The organism is Streptomyces sp. NPDC051921 (assembly GCF_040680975.1).
In the GTDB taxonomy this organism is placed as follows: domain Bacteria; phylum Actinomycetota; class Actinomycetes; order Streptomycetales; family Streptomycetaceae; genus Streptomyces.
The window spans coordinates 47,128-61,409 of sequence record NZ_JBFAXU010000004.1 but is presented as its reverse complement, the minus strand read 5'-3'; the positions used below and the strand labels follow the sequence as shown (position 1 = coordinate 61,409).

Below are 14,282 nucleotides of genomic sequence, written 5' to 3'. Positions count from 1 at the left end.
GCATCCGCAGCCCCCAGGGAGGACGCCGATGAGTAGCGCGAATGCGGCCGCCACGTCGTGGAGACCGACGTGGGGCGGCTTCTTCCAGGGGCTGCAGAAGATGGGGCGCAGCCTCCAGCTGCCCATCGCCGTCCTTCCCGCCGCCGGCATCATCGGCCGGCTCGGTCAGCCGGACGTGTTCGGCGCCGACGGGCTGGGGTGGGACACCGTCGCGAAGGTGATGGCGGCCGCGGGCGGTGCGCTGCTCGACGGCAGCCTCGGCCTGCCGCTGTTGTTCTGCATCGGCGTGTCGATCGGCATGGCGAAGAAGGCGGACGGCTCGACCGCGCTCGCCGCGGTGGCCGGCTTCCTCGTCTACTACACGGTGCTGCGCGCGTTCCCGAAGCCGTGCCCGGTCGGCACCAAGGACATCGGTGGCGGCTGCCTGGGCACGGACGACTCCTTCGCGGGGTACACGTACCAGAACCCGGGCGTCTTCGGCGGCATCGTCATGGGTCTGCTGGCGGCGTACCTCTGGCAGCGGTTCCACCGCACGAAGCTGGTGGACTGGCTCGGCTTCTTCAACGGGCGCCGGCTGGTCCCGATCATCATGGCGTTCGTCGGCATCCTCTTCGCCGCGCTGTGCCTGTGGATCTGGCCGCCGATCGGTGACGCCCTGGAGAGCTTCAGCGACTGGCTGGTGGGGCTCGGTTCGTGGGGTTCGGGCATCTTCGGGATCGCCAACCGCGCCTTGCTGGTGGTCGGCCTGCACCAGTTCCTGAACGTGCCGGTCTGGTTCCAGTTCGGCTCGTACACGAAGCCGGACGGCACGGTGGTGCACGGCGACATCAGCATGTTCCTGGCGGGCGACCCGAACGCCGGCCAGTTCCTCACCGGCTTCTTCCCGATCATGATGTTCGCGCTGCCGGCGGCGGCCCTGGCGATCACCCACTGTGCCAGGCCGCACCGGCGCAAGGAGGTCGGCGGCATGATGCTGTCGGTCGCGCTGACCTCGTTCGTCACCGGCATCACGGAGCCGATCGAGTACTCGTTCCTCTTCATCGCGCCCGTGCTGTACGCGATCCACGCCCTGCTGACGGGCGTGTCGATGGCGGTCTCGTGGGCGCTCGGCGTCAAGGACGGGTTCAGCTTCTCGGCCGGCCTGATCGACTACGTGATCAACTGGAACCTGGCGACCAAGCCGTGGCTGATCATCCCGATCGGCCTCGCGTTCGCCCTGGTCTATTACGTGATCTTCCGCTTCGCGATCACCAAGTTCAACCTTCCGACGCCCGGCCGCGAGCCGGACGAACTGGGGGACGAGCTCGAGCGCGACGTCACGAAGGCGTAAGCCCCTGCCCGTACGGGCCCTCGGACCTCCCGGTCCGGGGGCCTTTTGTCGTCCCCTGTCCGGCTATGGCTCAGCGCACAGAATTCACAGGTTCCTTATCTAAGTCTCACGTGCTACAACAGGTCTACACCACTCATTGGTGTAGACCACGCGGTCCAGACCACCGCGTTCCCCCCGAGACGCCGCCGTCCCCTTTTTCCTGTGGCGGCGCCTTGCCCTCCCCCGGCCTCCGGCTGGGGGCACCCCCAGGAGGAAGTTGATGAGTACGGCCACCGCCCAGGCCGCCGCTCCCGCGAAGAAGCGCGGATCCGGCCTGTTCCAGGGCCTGCAGAAGGTCGGTCGCAGCCTGCAGCTGCCGATCGCCGTACTGCCGGCCGCGGGTATCTTGCTCCGCCTCGGCCAGCCCGACGTGTTCGGCGCCGACGGCCTCGGGTGGGGCAAAGTCGCCACGGTCTTCGCCTCCGCCGGAGACGCGGTCTTCGCCAACATGCCGCTGCTGTTCTGCGTCGGCATCGCGATCGGCTTCGCCAAGAAGGCCGACGGCTCCACCGCCCTCGCCGCCCTCGTCGGCTTCCTGGTCTACAGCAACGTCCTGAAGGCCTTCCCCGTCACCGAGGCCGTCGTCAACACGACCGCGAACAAGGGTGTCGACGTCGCCGCGACGTACAACGACCCCAAGGTCTTCGGCGGCATCGTCATGGGTCTGCTCGGCGCCGTCGTCTGGCAGCGGTTCCACCGCACCAAGCTGGTCGACTGGCTCGGCTTCTTCAACGGCCGCCGTCTCGTCCCGATCCTCATGGCCTTCGTCGGCACCCTGATGGGCGTCCTGTTCGGCCTCCTCTGGGAGCCGGTCGGCGGTGTGATCACCGACTTCGGCAACTGGATGACCGGCCTCGGCGCCGTCGGCTCCGGCGTCTTCGGCGCCATCAACCGCGGTCTGCTCCCGGTCGGCATGCACCAGTTCGTGAACACCGTCGCCTGGCAGGAGATCGGCACCTTCACCGACTCCACCGGCGCCGTCTGGCACGGTGACCTGCCGCGCTTCTTCCACGGCGACCCGTCCGCCGGCCAGTTCATGTCGGGCTTCTTCCCGATCATGATGTTCGCGCTGCCCGCCGTCGCCCTGGCGATCACCCACGCCGCCCGCCCCGAGCGCCGCAAGGTCGTCGGCGGCATGATGTTCTCGCTCGCCCTGACCTCGTTCGTCACGGGCATCACCGAGCCCATCGAGTTCGCCTTCATGTTCCTGGCGCCGCTGCTGTACGTGATCCACGCGGTGCTCACCGCCGCCTCGATGGTCATCACCTCGGCCCTCGGCGTGCACCACGGCTTCACCTTCTCCGCCGGCGCGCTGGACTACTTCCTGAACTGGACGTACGCCACCAAGCCGTGGCTGATCATCCCGATCGGTCTGGTCTTCGCGGCGATCTACTACGTGGTGTTCCGCTTCGCGATCGTCAAGTTCGACATCATGACCCCGGGCCGTGAGCCCGACGAGGAGCTCGAGGACCTCACCAAGGCGTGAGCCTCGCCCGCAGAACGGGGAGTGCCCTGGAACCGTCCGGTTCCAGGGCACTCCCCGTTCTCACACCTCGTAGACCGCGCCCGCCCGCGCCAGCTCCGCGGGCCCCCCGAAGACCTCGCGCGCGTCCGCCAGGTTCCGCTCGCCGTCCGTCCACGGCGGGATGTGGGTCAGGACCAGGCGGCCCACCCCGGCCCGGGCGGCGTGGGCACCGGCCTCGCGGCCGTTGAGGTGCAGGGCCGGGATGTCCTCCTTGCCGTGCGTGAACGAGGCCTCGCAGAGGAACAGGTCCGCCCCCCGCGCCAGCTCGTGCAGCGCGTCGCAGACGCCGGTGTCGCCCGAATAGGTGAGCGTGCGGCCGCCGTGCTCGATGCGGATGGCGTACGCCTCGACCGGGTGGCACACCTTCTCCGTACGGACGGTGAAGGGGCCCACCTCGAAGGTGCTGGACTTCAGCGTCTGGAAGTCGAAGACCTCGCCCATCGCGTCCGGCGAGGGAGTGTCCGCGTACGCCGTGGTCAGCCGCTGTTCCGCGCCGTCCGGGGCGAAGACCGGGATCGCGTCGCAGCGCCCGCCCTCGTGGCGGTAGTAGCGGGCGACGAAGTAGCCGCACATGTCGATGCAGTGGTCGGCGTGCAGATGGCTGAGGAAGATCGCGTCGAGGTCGTACAGACCGATGTGGCGCTGCAGCTCGCCGAGGGCGCCGTTGCCCATGTCGAGGAGCAGCCGGAAGCCGTCGGCCTCTACGAGGTAGCTCGAGCAGGCCGATTCCGCGGACGGGAACGACCCGGAGCAGCCGACGACGGTGAGCTTCATGGAGCGTGAACCTCCGAAGACGGGTGCGGAAAGCGCGCGGAGAAGGGGAGGTCGTGCGGTCTGTCGAGCGTACGGCGCGTCGCCGTCCGTCGCTCCTCCGTGGCGGCCCGTTGTGGGCGAACTCACGGGCTCTGTCACCGGTTCGGATGGATGGCGGGGCTTCCCGGCACGGTGGGCGGTGCGACGGTACCTTCTTGAGGTATGGACACGTCGTCGGACGCCTCGTGGTGGCCCGCGCTGCTCGCGGTCGTGGTGATCGCGCTCGTCGTGGCGCTCGCCTGGGGGTCGCCCCGGACGGGGTCCGGGGGAGGGCGGCGGCGTTCGGACCGCCGCCCCGCGGGCCGGACCCGGCCGCCCGCCCGCCCGGCCGCGCGGGGGAAGGCGCCGGAGCGGCTGCCGCGGGCGGGTGAGATCTGGTGGGCCGACGTGCCGTACGAGGACGGGCCCGGCTCGAAGGACCGCCCGTGTCTGGTCCTGGCGCTGCGCGGCGACAGCGCGCTGGTCGCCAAGATCACCAGCAAGTACCACGACGAGCGGCCGGGGGTGATCGCGCTGCCGCCTGGTTCGGTGGGCGACGCGCACGGCCGGCCGAGCTTCCTGGAGACGGACGAGCTGCGGGACGTGCCGGTGTGGGAGTTCCGCCGCAGAGTGGGAATGGCGGACCCGGTGGTCTGGGACCAGGTCCGCCATCTGGCGCGCTAGCGACCGGGGGGCTCGGCCCGCTCAGGGGCTCAGGCCCAGAGCTGGTCCTGGAGGGTCGCGATCGCTTCTTCGGTGGTGGCCGCCGTGTAGACGCCCGTCGACAGGTACTTCCAGCCGCCGTCGGCGACGAGGAAGACGATGTCGGCGCTCTCGCCGGCCTTGACCGCCTTCTTTCCGACGCCGATGGCCGCGTGCAGGGACGCGCCCGTGGAGACGCCGGCGAAGATGCCCTCCTGCTGGAGGAGTTCGCGGGTGCGGGTGACCGCGTCGGCGGAGCCGACGGAGAAGCGGGTGGTGAGGACGGAGGCGTCGTACAGCTCGGGGACGAAGCCCTCGTCCAGGTTGCGCAGGCCGTAGACCAGGTCGTCGTAGCGGGGCTCCGCGGCGACGATCTTGACGTCGGGCTTGTGCTCGCGCAGGTAGCGGCCGACGCCCATGAGGGTGCCGGTGGTGCCGAGGCCCGCCACGAAGTGGGTGATGGAGGGCAGGTCGGCGAGGATCTCGGGGCCGGTGGTGGCGTAGTGCGCGCCGGCGTTGTCCGGGTTGCCGTACTGGTAGAGCATCACCCAGTCCGGGTGCTGCTCGGAGAGCTCCTTGGCGACGCGTACGGCCGTGTTCGACCCGCCCGCGGCCGGCGAGGAGATGATCTCCGCGCCCCACATGGCGAGCAGCTGGCGGCGCTCTTCGCTGGTGTTCTCGGGCATGACGCACACGATGCGGTAGCCCTTGAGCCGGGCCGCCATGGCGAGCGAGATGCCGGTGTTGCCGCTGGTGGGTTCGAGGATGGTGCAGCCGGGGGTGAGCCGGCCGTCCTTCTCGGCCTGCTCGATCATGTGGAGCGCGGGGCGGTCCTTGACGGAGCCCGTGGGGTTGCGGTCCTCCAGCTTGGCCCAGATGCGGACGTCGTCCGACGGGGAGAGCCGGGGCAGCCGGACCAGCGGCGTGTTGCCGACCGCCGCGAGCGGGGAGTCGTAACGCATGGGGGCCGGTCCGCTCAGACCATGCCGCCGGCGACGGCCGGCAGGATCGTCACGTTGTCGCCGTCGGAGAGCTTGGTCTCGATGCCCTCGAGGAAGCGCACGTCCTCGTCGTTCAGGTAGACGTTGACGAAGCGGCGCAGCTTGCCGCCGTCGACGATGCGGGCCTCGATCCCGGCGTGACGGGACTCCAGGTCGGCGAAGAGCTCGGCGAGGGTCTCGCCCTTGCCCTCCACGGCCTTGGCGCCGTCGGTGTAGGTGCGGAGGATGGTCGGGATGCGGACCTCGATGGCCATGGCGTGGGCTCCTGTCGGAAGGGGCGGAAGGGGCGCGCGGCTCTGGCCCCCGCGCGAGGGGGGTCGTGCTGGGAATGCGCTCGGGCCGGTGGTTCAGAGCGCAGCGCGCGGCGTACACATCGCGCTGGCGAGGCGGCACAGGTCGACGTGCAGGCGCGCCACGAGCAGGGGTGTGCCCGGCGTCTCTTCGCTCACGTCGTGGGAAACCATGCGGTCATCGTATCGATTCCCGGTCCGGGTTCCGGAATGTGATCTCACATGACGGACAGATCGCGTTCGGCTGTCGGACGGTCCGACGGGCCGGTGAGGTAGACGACGAGCGGGCTGCCGGTCCGCGGATGCGGGATGACCTCGGCTTCCACCCCGTAGACGTCGCGCAGGAGGGCGGGGGTGAGCACCTCTGCCGGTGTTCCCTCGGCGACGACGCGGCCGCCCTTGAGGACGTGGAGGCGGTCGCAGTAGGCCGCGGCGAGGGTGAGGTCGTGCAGCGCGAGGAGGTTGGTGGTGCCCAAGTGGCGCACGAGGGAGAGGATTTCCAGCTGGTAGCGGATGTCCAGGTGGTTGGTGGGTTCGTCGAGGACGAGCAGCTCGGGCTCCTGGACGAGCGCGCGGGCGACCAGGGCGCGCTGCCGTTCGCCGCCGGAGAGCTCGGGGTACGGGCGCTCGGCGAGGCGAGCGATGCCGACCCGGGCCAGCGCCGCGTCCGTCCGGGCGAGGTCGGCGGAGCTGTCGCCCTCCCAGAAGCGCTTGTGCGGGGAGCGCCCGAGGGCGACCAGCTCGCGGACGGTCAGCTCGAACTCGGCGGCGCTCTCCTGCGGCACGGTCGCCACCCGGCGGGCCCGCGCCCGGGGGCCCATCGCGTGCAGGTCGGCGCCGTCGAGCAGGGCGCGGCCCGAGGTGGGCGCGAGGGTGCCGTAGAGGCAGCGCAGCAGGGTGGTCTTGCCGCTGCCGTTGGGGCCGACGAGGCCGACGGTCTCGCCGGGGCGGACGACGAGGTCGGCGGGGTGGAGCCGGTCGCCGTACGCCATCCCCTGGACGCGCAGTCCGGTCATGCGGTCACCCCTTCGGCGCGGCGGCGCATCAGCCAGAGGAAGAAGGGGCCGCCGGTGAGCGCGGTGAGGACGCCGACGGGGATGTCCTGGGGCGCGGCGACGGTGCGGGCGGCGAGGTCGGCGAGGACGAGGGCGACCGCGCCGCCGAGGGCGGCCACCGGCAGCAGCCGGCGGTGCGGTGCGCCGACGGCCATGCGGGCGGCGTGCGGGACCATCAGGCCGACGAAGCCGACGGCGCCGCTGGCCGCGACCATGACGGCGGTGACGAGGGAGGCGAGGACGAAGACGAGGGCGCGGAAGCGGGCGGTGTCGAGGCCGAGGACGGTGGCGCCCTCCTCGCCGACGAGCAGCAGGTCGAGCGGCCGGGCGAGGGTGAGCAGGAGGCCGGTGCCGAGCGCGAGGACGGCGGCGGGCAGCACGAGGCCGTCCCAGCGGGCGCTGCCGAGGCCGCCGAGGGACCAGAACAGCGCCTCCTGGAACTGTTCGGGCCGGCCGGCGACGACCAGGAGCAGGGTGGTGAGCGCGGACAGGATGTAGGAGACGGCCACGCCGGCGAGCACGAGCCGGGCGCCGGTGAGGGTGCCGCCGCGCCGGGCGAGGGCGTAGACGAGGACGAGCGAGAGCAGGGCGCCGGCGAAGGCCCCCGCGGGCAGGGCGACGGTGGTGGTGACGCCGCCGGCGGCGCCGAGGACGAGGACGCACACGGCGCCGGCGGAGGCCCCGGAGGAGATCCCGAGCAGGAAGGGGTCGGCGAGCCGGTTGCGCACGAGGGCCTGGAGGACGGCGCCGACGACGGCGAGCCCGGCGCCGACGACGGCGCCGAGCAGGACCCGGGGCAGCCGGACGTCGAGCACGATCGTCCGGTACGGGGAGGGCCCGGCCCGCCCGGTCAGGGCGTCGAGCACCTGGCCGGGCGGGACGCGGACGGAGCCGAGCGCGAGCGAGGCGACGACGGCCGCCGCGAGCGTCACGAGCAGTCCGGCGACGACGGCCGGGTACCGCTTCGCCGGGCTCATCGCGCGGGGTGCAGCTGGGTGGCGAGCTTGTCGACGGCGGCGGGGGCCCGGACGCCGAGGACGGTGTCGGAGAGCGGCATCACGGCGAAGCGGCGGTTCTTGATCGCGGGGACCTCGCGCAGGGCGGGGTCGTCGAGGAGGCGCCGCTTCTTCTGCTCGACGGTGGTGGAGCCGTAGTCGTAGATGACGACGACCTCGGGCTTGCGGGCGACGACCTGTTCCCAGGTGGCGTCGCCGAAGGCCTTGTCGAGGTCGGCGAAGACGTTGCGGCCGCCGGCGCGGGTGATGATCTCGTTGCCGATGCCCTTGCCGCCGGCGGTGAAGGCCGTCTTGTCGCCGCTGTCGTAGACGAAGACGGAGACGGGGGCGACGCCCTTGAGGCGCCGTTCGGCGGCGGCGACGGTGTTCTTCGCGGTGGCGGCCCAGGTCGCGGCCCGGTCGGCGGCACCGAAGGTGCGGCCGACCTCGTCGACCTCGCGGTAGAGGTCGGCGAAGGAGCTCCTGCCGCTGGGGCAGTACTCGGTGTTGAGGCGGGTGGCGATCCCGGCGCGCTCCAGGTCGGCGCGGCTCCGGCCGGCCGTGGCGTCGAAGGCGGAGGCGTACCCCCCGTAGACGAAGTCGGGGTTCGCGGCGAGCAGGGCCTCCTTGGAGGGGTACTCCTTCGCGAGCACGGGGACGGCGTCGTAGGCCTTCTTGTAGGAGGGGAGGACGGCGTCGTCCAGGTAGGCGGTGCCGACCAGGGACTTCTCCAGGCCGAGGGCGAGCATGACCTCGGTGACGTGCTGGTTCATGGTCACCGCGCGCTGGGGCGGGGCCTGGTAGGTGGTGCTCACGCCGCAGTTGGCGACGGTGTACGGGAAGCCGGGCGCGGGCCGTGCCGAGGGCTTGGCGGCGGGGGCCGAGCAGGCGGCGAGGAGGGACATGAGCGCGGCGGCGGGCAGCAGTGACGTACGGCGCCAGGACATGACGGAACGGGCCTCCTGACGGGGATCTCCGCGTCCCCGATCGGTGGTGGGAAGGCGGCAGGTCAGTTCCTGGCTTCCATCCCGGGAGGGATGGTCACAGTGGCGGGACCGTGCCGGATTCGCACCGGCTTCCTGGCTCCTGCCGCCCGTTGGTCGCGCTCAGTCTCGCATGATCATCGGAGCGGTCACTCGTACGCCTCGACGACCTTGACCTCTTCCTCCGTCACGACGCCCTCGACGATCGTGTACGAGCGGAACTGGAAGGGGCCCGCGCCGTCGGTGTCGGCGGTGGAGACGAGGACGTAGTGGGCGTTCGGCTCGTTGGCGTAGGAGATGTCCGTACGGGACGGGTAGGCCTCGGTCGCCGTGTGCGAGTGGTAGACGATCACCGGCTCCTCGTCCCGGTCGTCCATGTCGCGGTAGAGCTTCAGCAGGTCGCCGGAGTCGAACTCGTAGAAGGTGGGCGAGCGCGCGGCGTTCAGCATGGGGATGAAGCGCTCGGGGCGGCCGCTGCCGACCGGACCCGCGACCACGCCGCAGGCCTCGTCGGGGTGGTCCGCACGGGAGTGTTCCACGATCTGGTCGAACAGGGCTCGGGTGATGGTCAGCATGCCGACAGGATAAGCAGACGGGCCGCCCCGTACCGAGGAGTGGTACGAGACGGCCCGGATGCCGAGACGGTGCCGGTCAGGAGCGCTTGGCGAAGGCGGCGCCCTCGGGGTTGCGGGCCTTGAGCACCAGGTAGGCGACGGCCAGGAGCAGGCCCCAGACCGGCGCGCCGTACAGGGCGACCCGGTTGTCCGCGTCCATGCCCATGGTCACGACGACCATGCCGATGAAGGCGAGCGAGAAGACGCTGAACCAGATGCCGCCCGGCGCCTTGAACGAGGACTGCGGCAGCTCGCCCCGGTCGGCCTTGAGCCGGTAGCGGATCTGGCAGATCAGGATGACGATCCAGGCCCACATGCCGGAGATGGTGGCGAAGGAGACGACGTAGTTGAACGCCTCGCCGGGCCACTGGTAGTTGATCCAGACGCCGACCGTCATCAGCGCGGCCGAGACGGTGGTGCCGACCAGCGGGGTGCCGGACTTCGTGAGCTTCGTGAAGACCTTCGGGCCCTGGCCGTTGAGCGCGAGGTCGCGCAGCATGCGGCCGGTCGAGTACATGCCCGAGTTGCAGGAGGACAGGGCCGCCGTCAGGACGACGAAGTTGACGATGGCGGCGCCGACGCCGAGGCCCATGCGCTCGAAGGCCGCGACGAACGGGCTGACACCCGGCTTGAACGCGGTCCACGGGACGACCGACAGGATCATGATCAGCGCGCCGACGTAGAAGACGGCGATGCGCCACGGCACGGTGTTGATGGCCTTCGGCAGGACCGTCTTCGGGTCCTTCGACTCGCCCGCGGTCACGCCGACCAGCTCGACGGCGAGGAAGGCGAACATGACCATCTGAAGGGTCATCAGGGTCGAGAAGATGCCGTCCTTGCCGGCGAAGAAGCCGCCGAGGCTCCACAGGTGGGTCACCGAGGCGGTGTCGCCGGCGTCGGAGAAGCCGAGGGTCAGGATGCCCGCGCAGATGAGGATCATGCCGACGATCGCGGTGACCTTGACCATCGAGAACCAGAACTCCAGCTCACCGAAGAGCTTCACGGAGATGAGGTTGGCGCCGTAGAGGATCACGGTGAAGACGAGGGCGGACAGCCACTGCGGGATGTCCCACCAGTACGTCATGTAGGTGGCCGCGGCGGTGACTTCGGTGATGCCGGTGACGACCCAGAAGAGCCAGTACGTCCAGCCGGTCACGAAGCCCGCGAACGGGCCGATGAACTCACGCGCGTACTCCGAGAAGGAGCCCGACACGGGGCGGTACATGAGGAGCTCGCCGAGCGCCCGCATGATGAAGAAGATGACGAGGCCCGCGACGGCGTACGCGAGGATCAGGCTCGGTCCCGCGATGGAGATGCCCTTGCCCGCGCCCAGGAACAGGCCGGTACCGATGGCACCGCCGATCGCGATCATCTGGATCTGGCGTGCGCCGAGTGCCCGGTGGTAGCCCTCGCCCGCCGCGGTGTCCGCGGCCTCGTTGCCGTCGTGCTGCTGGTCGACCTGCGCAGAGGTCATGGTGGTGCGCCTTTCTCCATGCTGATCCGCGCACCGGCCGGCTCGGCCGTCTGTGCTGCGGACCAGGTCCTGATCCCCCCGGATGTGGAATGGAGTGCCACCGGCGGTCAGCCGGTCGAAGCGCCCCCGGGGACAGGGGTGGCGTCCCCGGGTGGTCGTGAAGATTTATCACGCGCTCAACCGTGATCGAGGCCCCTGCGCGTGACCCGGACCACACAAAAAGAGGGATGAAACGGACCCAACAGAGCAAAGCAGGGTTCTTTGATAACGCATTCGTTATCCGGATTTGAGCGTCCGCTGAGCGAACACCCGCCGTCGCGGGTGCTCGGCCGTGCCGGGTGCGGCGACTACGGCATCAGCGTCTCGACGAGCGACTCCTGCAGTCCGCCGAGCCAGAGGTACGCCATCACCATCGGCTTGCGCGGATCGGAGTCCGGCAGCCGGTACAGCTGCTCGCTCTCGTCGTCGTCCGTGACGTCCAGGCGGGTGCCGATGGTCAGCCGCAGGTCGTTGAGCGCGCCGAGCCACGCGCGCGACTCGTCCGGCGTGAGCTTGAGGATCCCGCCGCCCTCGCCGGCCGCGGCCGAGGCGAGCGTGTCGAGGCTGCGGACCACCGCGAGCGCGTCCTCGCGCTTGCGGGCCCGCAGGTCGTTCTCCGTGAAGCGGCGGAAGTCGGCCGCCGCCCGGCGCAGCTCGTCCGTGTCGTCCCCGTACGCGTCGGGGAAGAGCCGGCGCAGGGCCGGGTCGGCGGGCGGCTCGCTCGGCCCCTCGGCGAACAGTGCCGCCAGCGGGTCCTCGCCCTCGACGGGCTCGTCGCCGGGGCCGATCAGCTCCATGAGCTGGACGGCCAGGGAGCGCAGGATCGAGATCTCGACCTCGTCGAGCGCGACGGCCGCGCCGCCGCCCGGGAGGGACTCGAAATGGCCCGCCATCAGCCGCGGTCCTGGGAGAGGGTCGCCCACAGTCCGTAGCCGTGCATCGCCTGCACGTCCCGTTCCATCTCCTCGCGGGTGCCGCTGGAGACCACCGCGCGGCCCTTGTTGTGCACGTCGAGCATCAGCTTGTGCGCCTTGTCCTTGGAGTAGCCGAAGTACGCCTGGAAGACGTAGGTGACATAGCTCATCAGGTTGACCGGGTCATTGTGGACGAGGGTCACCCAGGGCACGTCGGGTTCGACGACGGCGGAGACCTCCTCGGCCGATTCGGTCCGTTCGATCTCGATAGGCGCAACGCTCACTTACCCCATGCTGCCACCCCGACCCGTCGGTCGCACAAACGGGTCACCCGTGCCGCGCCGCACATTCCCGCAGTATTCGTCAGAGTGACGAATACTGCGGTAGCATCCTCACATGAACGCTGCGGACCTTGGGCTGCCGGTGGACGTGCCGTCGACCGCTCTCTTCACCGACCAGTACGAGCTGACCATGCTCCAGGCGGCCCTCAGGGCCGGCACCGCGGACCGCCGGTCCGTCTTCGAGGTCTTCACCCGCCGACTGCCCGAGGGGCGGCGCTACGGCGTGGTGGCGGGCGTCGGACGGGTCCTGGACGCCGTCGAGAACTTCCGCTTCGACGCCGGCGTGATCGGCTTCCTGCGCGAGCGGAACATCGTCGACGAACCGACCCTGCAATGGCTCGCGCGCTACCGCTTCTCCGGCGACATCTGGGGCTACCCCGAGGGCGAGGTGTACTTCCCCGGCTCGCCGATCCTGCGGGTCGAGGGCTCCTTCGCCGAGTGCGTGCTCCTGGAGACCGTCGTCCTGTCGATCCTCAACCACGACTCCGCCATCGCGGCCGCCGCCTCGCGCATGTCCTCGGCCGCCGCCGGACGCCGGCTGATCGAGATGGGTGCGCGGCGCACCCACGAGCTGGCCGCCGTCGCCTCCTCGCGCGCCGCCTACGTGGGCGGCTTCGACTCCACCTCCGACCTGGCGGCCGGCTTCCGCTACGGCATCCCGACCGTCGGCACCTCCGCCCACGCCTTCACCCTGCTCCACGACACCGAGCGCGACGCCTTCCGGGCCCAGGTGGACTCGCTGGGCAGCGGCACCACCCTGCTCGTCGACACCTACGACGTGGCCGAGGCCGTCCGTACCGCCGTCGAGGTGGCCGGAACCGGGCTCGGGGCCGTCCGCATCGACTCCGGCGACCTGCTGCTCGTCGCCCACCGGGTGCGGGCACAGCTCGACGAGCTGGGCGCCACGGACACCAAGATCGTGGTCACCTCCGACCTCGACGAGTACGCCATCGCCTCGCTCGCGGCCGCGCCCGTGGACGCGTACGGGGTGGGCACCCAGCTGGTGACCGGCAGCGGCCACCCGACCTGCTCCATGGTCTACAAGCTGGTCGCCCGGGCCTCCTCGGCCGACCCGAAGGCCCCGCTGACGCCGGTGGCGAAGAAGTCGGTCGGCGGCAAGGCCTCCGTCGGCGGCCGCAAGTGGGCCGCCCGCCGGGCGGACGCCGCCGGCGTCGCCGAGGCCGAGGTCGTCGGCACCGGGCCCGTCCCGTCGGAGCTTGTCGACCGGCAGCTGCTCGTCGAGCTCGTCAAGGGCGGCGACGTGGTGGCCCGCGAGCCCCTGGAGGCGGCCCGGGCCCGGCACATCGCGGCCCGCGCGGGGCTGCCGCTGTCGGCGACCCAGCTGTCGCGGGGCGAGCCGGTCCTGCCGACCGAGTACGTGTGAGCGCACGCCGCACGGAGCAGGTGACGGAGTGCGCGTCGCGCACTGAGCGCCCCCTCCCGTAGGGAGGGGGAAGTCTCTAGGCTCGAATCCGTCCGAGAACCGACGCCCGATCCGCCCTCCCGATCCGACCGCTAAGGACCTGTCATGCACCGCGCATTGATCGTTGTGGACGTGCAGAACGACTTCTGCGAGGGCGGCAGCCTCGCGGTGGCCGGCGGCGCGGACGTCGCCGCCGCCATCACCGACCTGATCGGCGAGACGGCGGGCTCCGTCTACCGGCACGTGATCGCCACCCGCGACCACCACGTCGACCCGGGCGACCACTTCGCCCCGGCCGGCGAGGCGCCCGACTACGTGACGAACTGGCCGCGGCACTGCGTGGCCGGCACCGAGGGCGTCGGCTTCCACCCGAACTTCGCGCCGGCGGTCACCGCCGGCGCGATCGACGCCGTCTTCGACAAGGGCGCCTACGAGGCCGCGTACAGCGGCTTCGAGGGGCGCGACGAGAACGGCAGCGCGCTGGCCGAGTGGCTGCGCGCCCGCGAGGTCACCGAGGTCGACGTGGTCGGCATCGCCACCGACCACTGCGTGCGCGCGACCGCCCTGGACGCGGCCCGGGAGGGCTTCCGCACCCACGTCCTGCTCGACCTGACCGCCGGCGTCGCGAAGGAGACCACGGACCGGGCCCTGGAGGACCTGCGCGAGGCGGGCGTGGAGCTGACCGGAAAGCCGGTCGTCGCCCCGTAGCCGCGGCGCCGGGGCGGGCCACCGGGCGCCGCTCGGGCGGCCGGGGGCCGGGGGCGC

General features: G+C 71.1%; 16 protein-coding genes and 1 riboswitch. Of the genes, 5 read left to right on the top strand and 11 right to left on the bottom strand.

What is annotated here, in order from left to right:
• The first annotated feature begins 28 nt into the window (after nt 1–28).
• Together AB0M16_RS06950 and AB0M16_RS06945 are read left to right on the top strand one after the other, a co-directional pair.
• Nucleotides 29–1,330, top strand: a complete 1,302-nt coding sequence (locus AB0M16_RS06950; RefSeq protein ID WP_365339607.1) for a PTS transporter subunit EIIC — start codon at nt 29–31, stop codon at nt 1,328–1,330.
• Nucleotides 1,331–1,589: 259 nt separating this feature from the next.
• Nucleotides 1,590–2,855, top strand: coding sequence for a PTS transporter subunit EIIC (locus AB0M16_RS06945; RefSeq protein ID WP_365339604.1), 1,266 nt, complete (start codon nt 1,590–1,592; stop codon nt 2,853–2,855).
• 60 nt (nt 2,856–2,915) lie between these two features.
• On the opposite strand, the gene AB0M16_RS06940 is transcribed toward AB0M16_RS06945, so the two are convergent.
• Nucleotides 2,916–3,668 carry an MBL fold metallo-hydrolase gene (locus AB0M16_RS06940; RefSeq protein WP_365339602.1) on the bottom strand — a complete coding sequence of 251 codons (753 nt, stop codon included), beginning with the start codon at nt 3,666–3,668 and terminating at the stop codon, nt 2,916–2,918.
• Between the two features lie 201 nt (nt 3,669–3,869).
• Here AB0M16_RS06940 and AB0M16_RS06935 point away from each other — a divergent pair, with 201 nt between their 5' ends.
• Nucleotides 3,870–4,370 (top strand): type II toxin-antitoxin system PemK/MazF family toxin, encoded by a 501-nt coding sequence (locus AB0M16_RS06935; protein WP_365339600.1) that lies wholly within the window; start codon nt 3,870–3,872, stop codon nt 4,368–4,370.
• 29 nt (nt 4,371–4,399) lie between these two features.
• Here AB0M16_RS06935 and AB0M16_RS06930 read toward each other — a convergent pair whose 3' ends face one another.
• The 10 genes from AB0M16_RS06930 to clpS all read right to left on the bottom strand — a co-directional run bounded on the left by AB0M16_RS06930 (nt 4,400) and on the right by clpS (nt 12,037).
• Entirely contained in the window at nt 4,400–5,350 is a 951-nt protein-coding gene (locus AB0M16_RS06930) for a cysteine synthase (protein WP_365339598.1), read from the bottom strand.
• A 14-nt stretch (nt 5,351–5,364) separates the two neighbouring features.
• Nucleotides 5,365–5,643 (bottom strand): MoaD/ThiS family protein, encoded by a 279-nt coding sequence (locus AB0M16_RS06925; protein ID WP_365339596.1) that lies wholly within the window; start codon nt 5,641–5,643, stop codon nt 5,365–5,367.
• Nucleotides 5,644–5,736: 93 nt separating this feature from the next.
• Entirely contained in the window at nt 5,737–5,853 is a 117-nt protein-coding gene (locus AB0M16_RS06920; protein ID WP_365339594.1) for a putative leader peptide, read from the bottom strand.
• Nucleotides 5,854–5,897: 44 nt separating this feature from the next.
• The gene (locus AB0M16_RS06915) at nt 5,898–6,695 is read right to left on the bottom strand and encodes an ABC transporter ATP-binding protein (RefSeq protein ID WP_365339592.1); all 798 of its coding nucleotides are present in this window, start codon (nt 6,693–6,695) and stop codon (nt 5,898–5,900) included.
• The gene (locus AB0M16_RS06910) at nt 6,692–7,711 is read right to left on the bottom strand and encodes an iron ABC transporter permease (RefSeq protein WP_365339590.1); all 1,020 of its coding nucleotides are present in this window, start codon (nt 7,709–7,711) and stop codon (nt 6,692–6,694) included. Before AB0M16_RS06910 ends, AB0M16_RS06915 begins: the two co-directional genes overlap by 4 nt.
• Entirely contained in the window at nt 7,708–8,676 is a 969-nt protein-coding gene (locus AB0M16_RS06905; protein ID WP_365339587.1) for an ABC transporter substrate-binding protein, read from the bottom strand. Before AB0M16_RS06905 ends, AB0M16_RS06910 begins: the two co-directional genes overlap by 4 nt.
• A gap of 42 nt (nt 8,677–8,718) precedes the next feature.
• A riboswitch (cobalamin riboswitch) is annotated at nt 8,719–8,860 on the bottom strand.
• A 1-nt stretch (nt 8,861) separates the two neighbouring features.
• Nucleotides 8,862–9,287, bottom strand: a complete 426-nt coding sequence (locus tag AB0M16_RS06900; protein ID WP_365339585.1) for a M67 family metallopeptidase — start codon at nt 9,285–9,287, stop codon at nt 8,862–8,864.
• A 76-nt stretch (nt 9,288–9,363) separates the two neighbouring features.
• The gene (locus AB0M16_RS06895) at nt 9,364–10,800 is read right to left on the bottom strand and encodes an amino acid permease (protein WP_365339583.1); all 1,437 of its coding nucleotides are present in this window, start codon (nt 10,798–10,800) and stop codon (nt 9,364–9,366) included.
• Between the two features lie 347 nt (nt 10,801–11,147).
• Nucleotides 11,148–11,732, bottom strand: coding sequence for a DUF2017 domain-containing protein (locus AB0M16_RS06890; protein WP_365339581.1), 585 nt, complete (start codon nt 11,730–11,732; stop codon nt 11,148–11,150).
• Nucleotides 11,732–12,037 carry an ATP-dependent Clp protease adapter ClpS gene (gene clpS / locus AB0M16_RS06885; RefSeq protein WP_352080754.1) on the bottom strand — a complete coding sequence of 102 codons (306 nt, stop codon included), beginning with the start codon at nt 12,035–12,037 and terminating at the stop codon, nt 11,732–11,734. Before clpS ends, AB0M16_RS06890 begins: the two co-directional genes overlap by 1 nt.
• Before the next feature lie 112 nt (nt 12,038–12,149).
• Between clpS and AB0M16_RS06880 the strand changes: the two genes are divergently transcribed.
• Nucleotides 12,150–13,478, top strand: a complete 1,329-nt coding sequence (locus AB0M16_RS06880; RefSeq protein WP_365339578.1) for a nicotinate phosphoribosyltransferase — start codon at nt 12,150–12,152, stop codon at nt 13,476–13,478.
• 144 nt (nt 13,479–13,622) lie between these two features.
• On the top strand, nt 13,623–14,225 hold the full coding sequence (locus AB0M16_RS06875) for an isochorismatase family protein (RefSeq protein ID WP_365339576.1): 603 nt from the start codon (nt 13,623–13,625) through the stop codon (nt 14,223–14,225).
• Nucleotides 14,226–14,282: the final 57 nt, after the last annotated feature.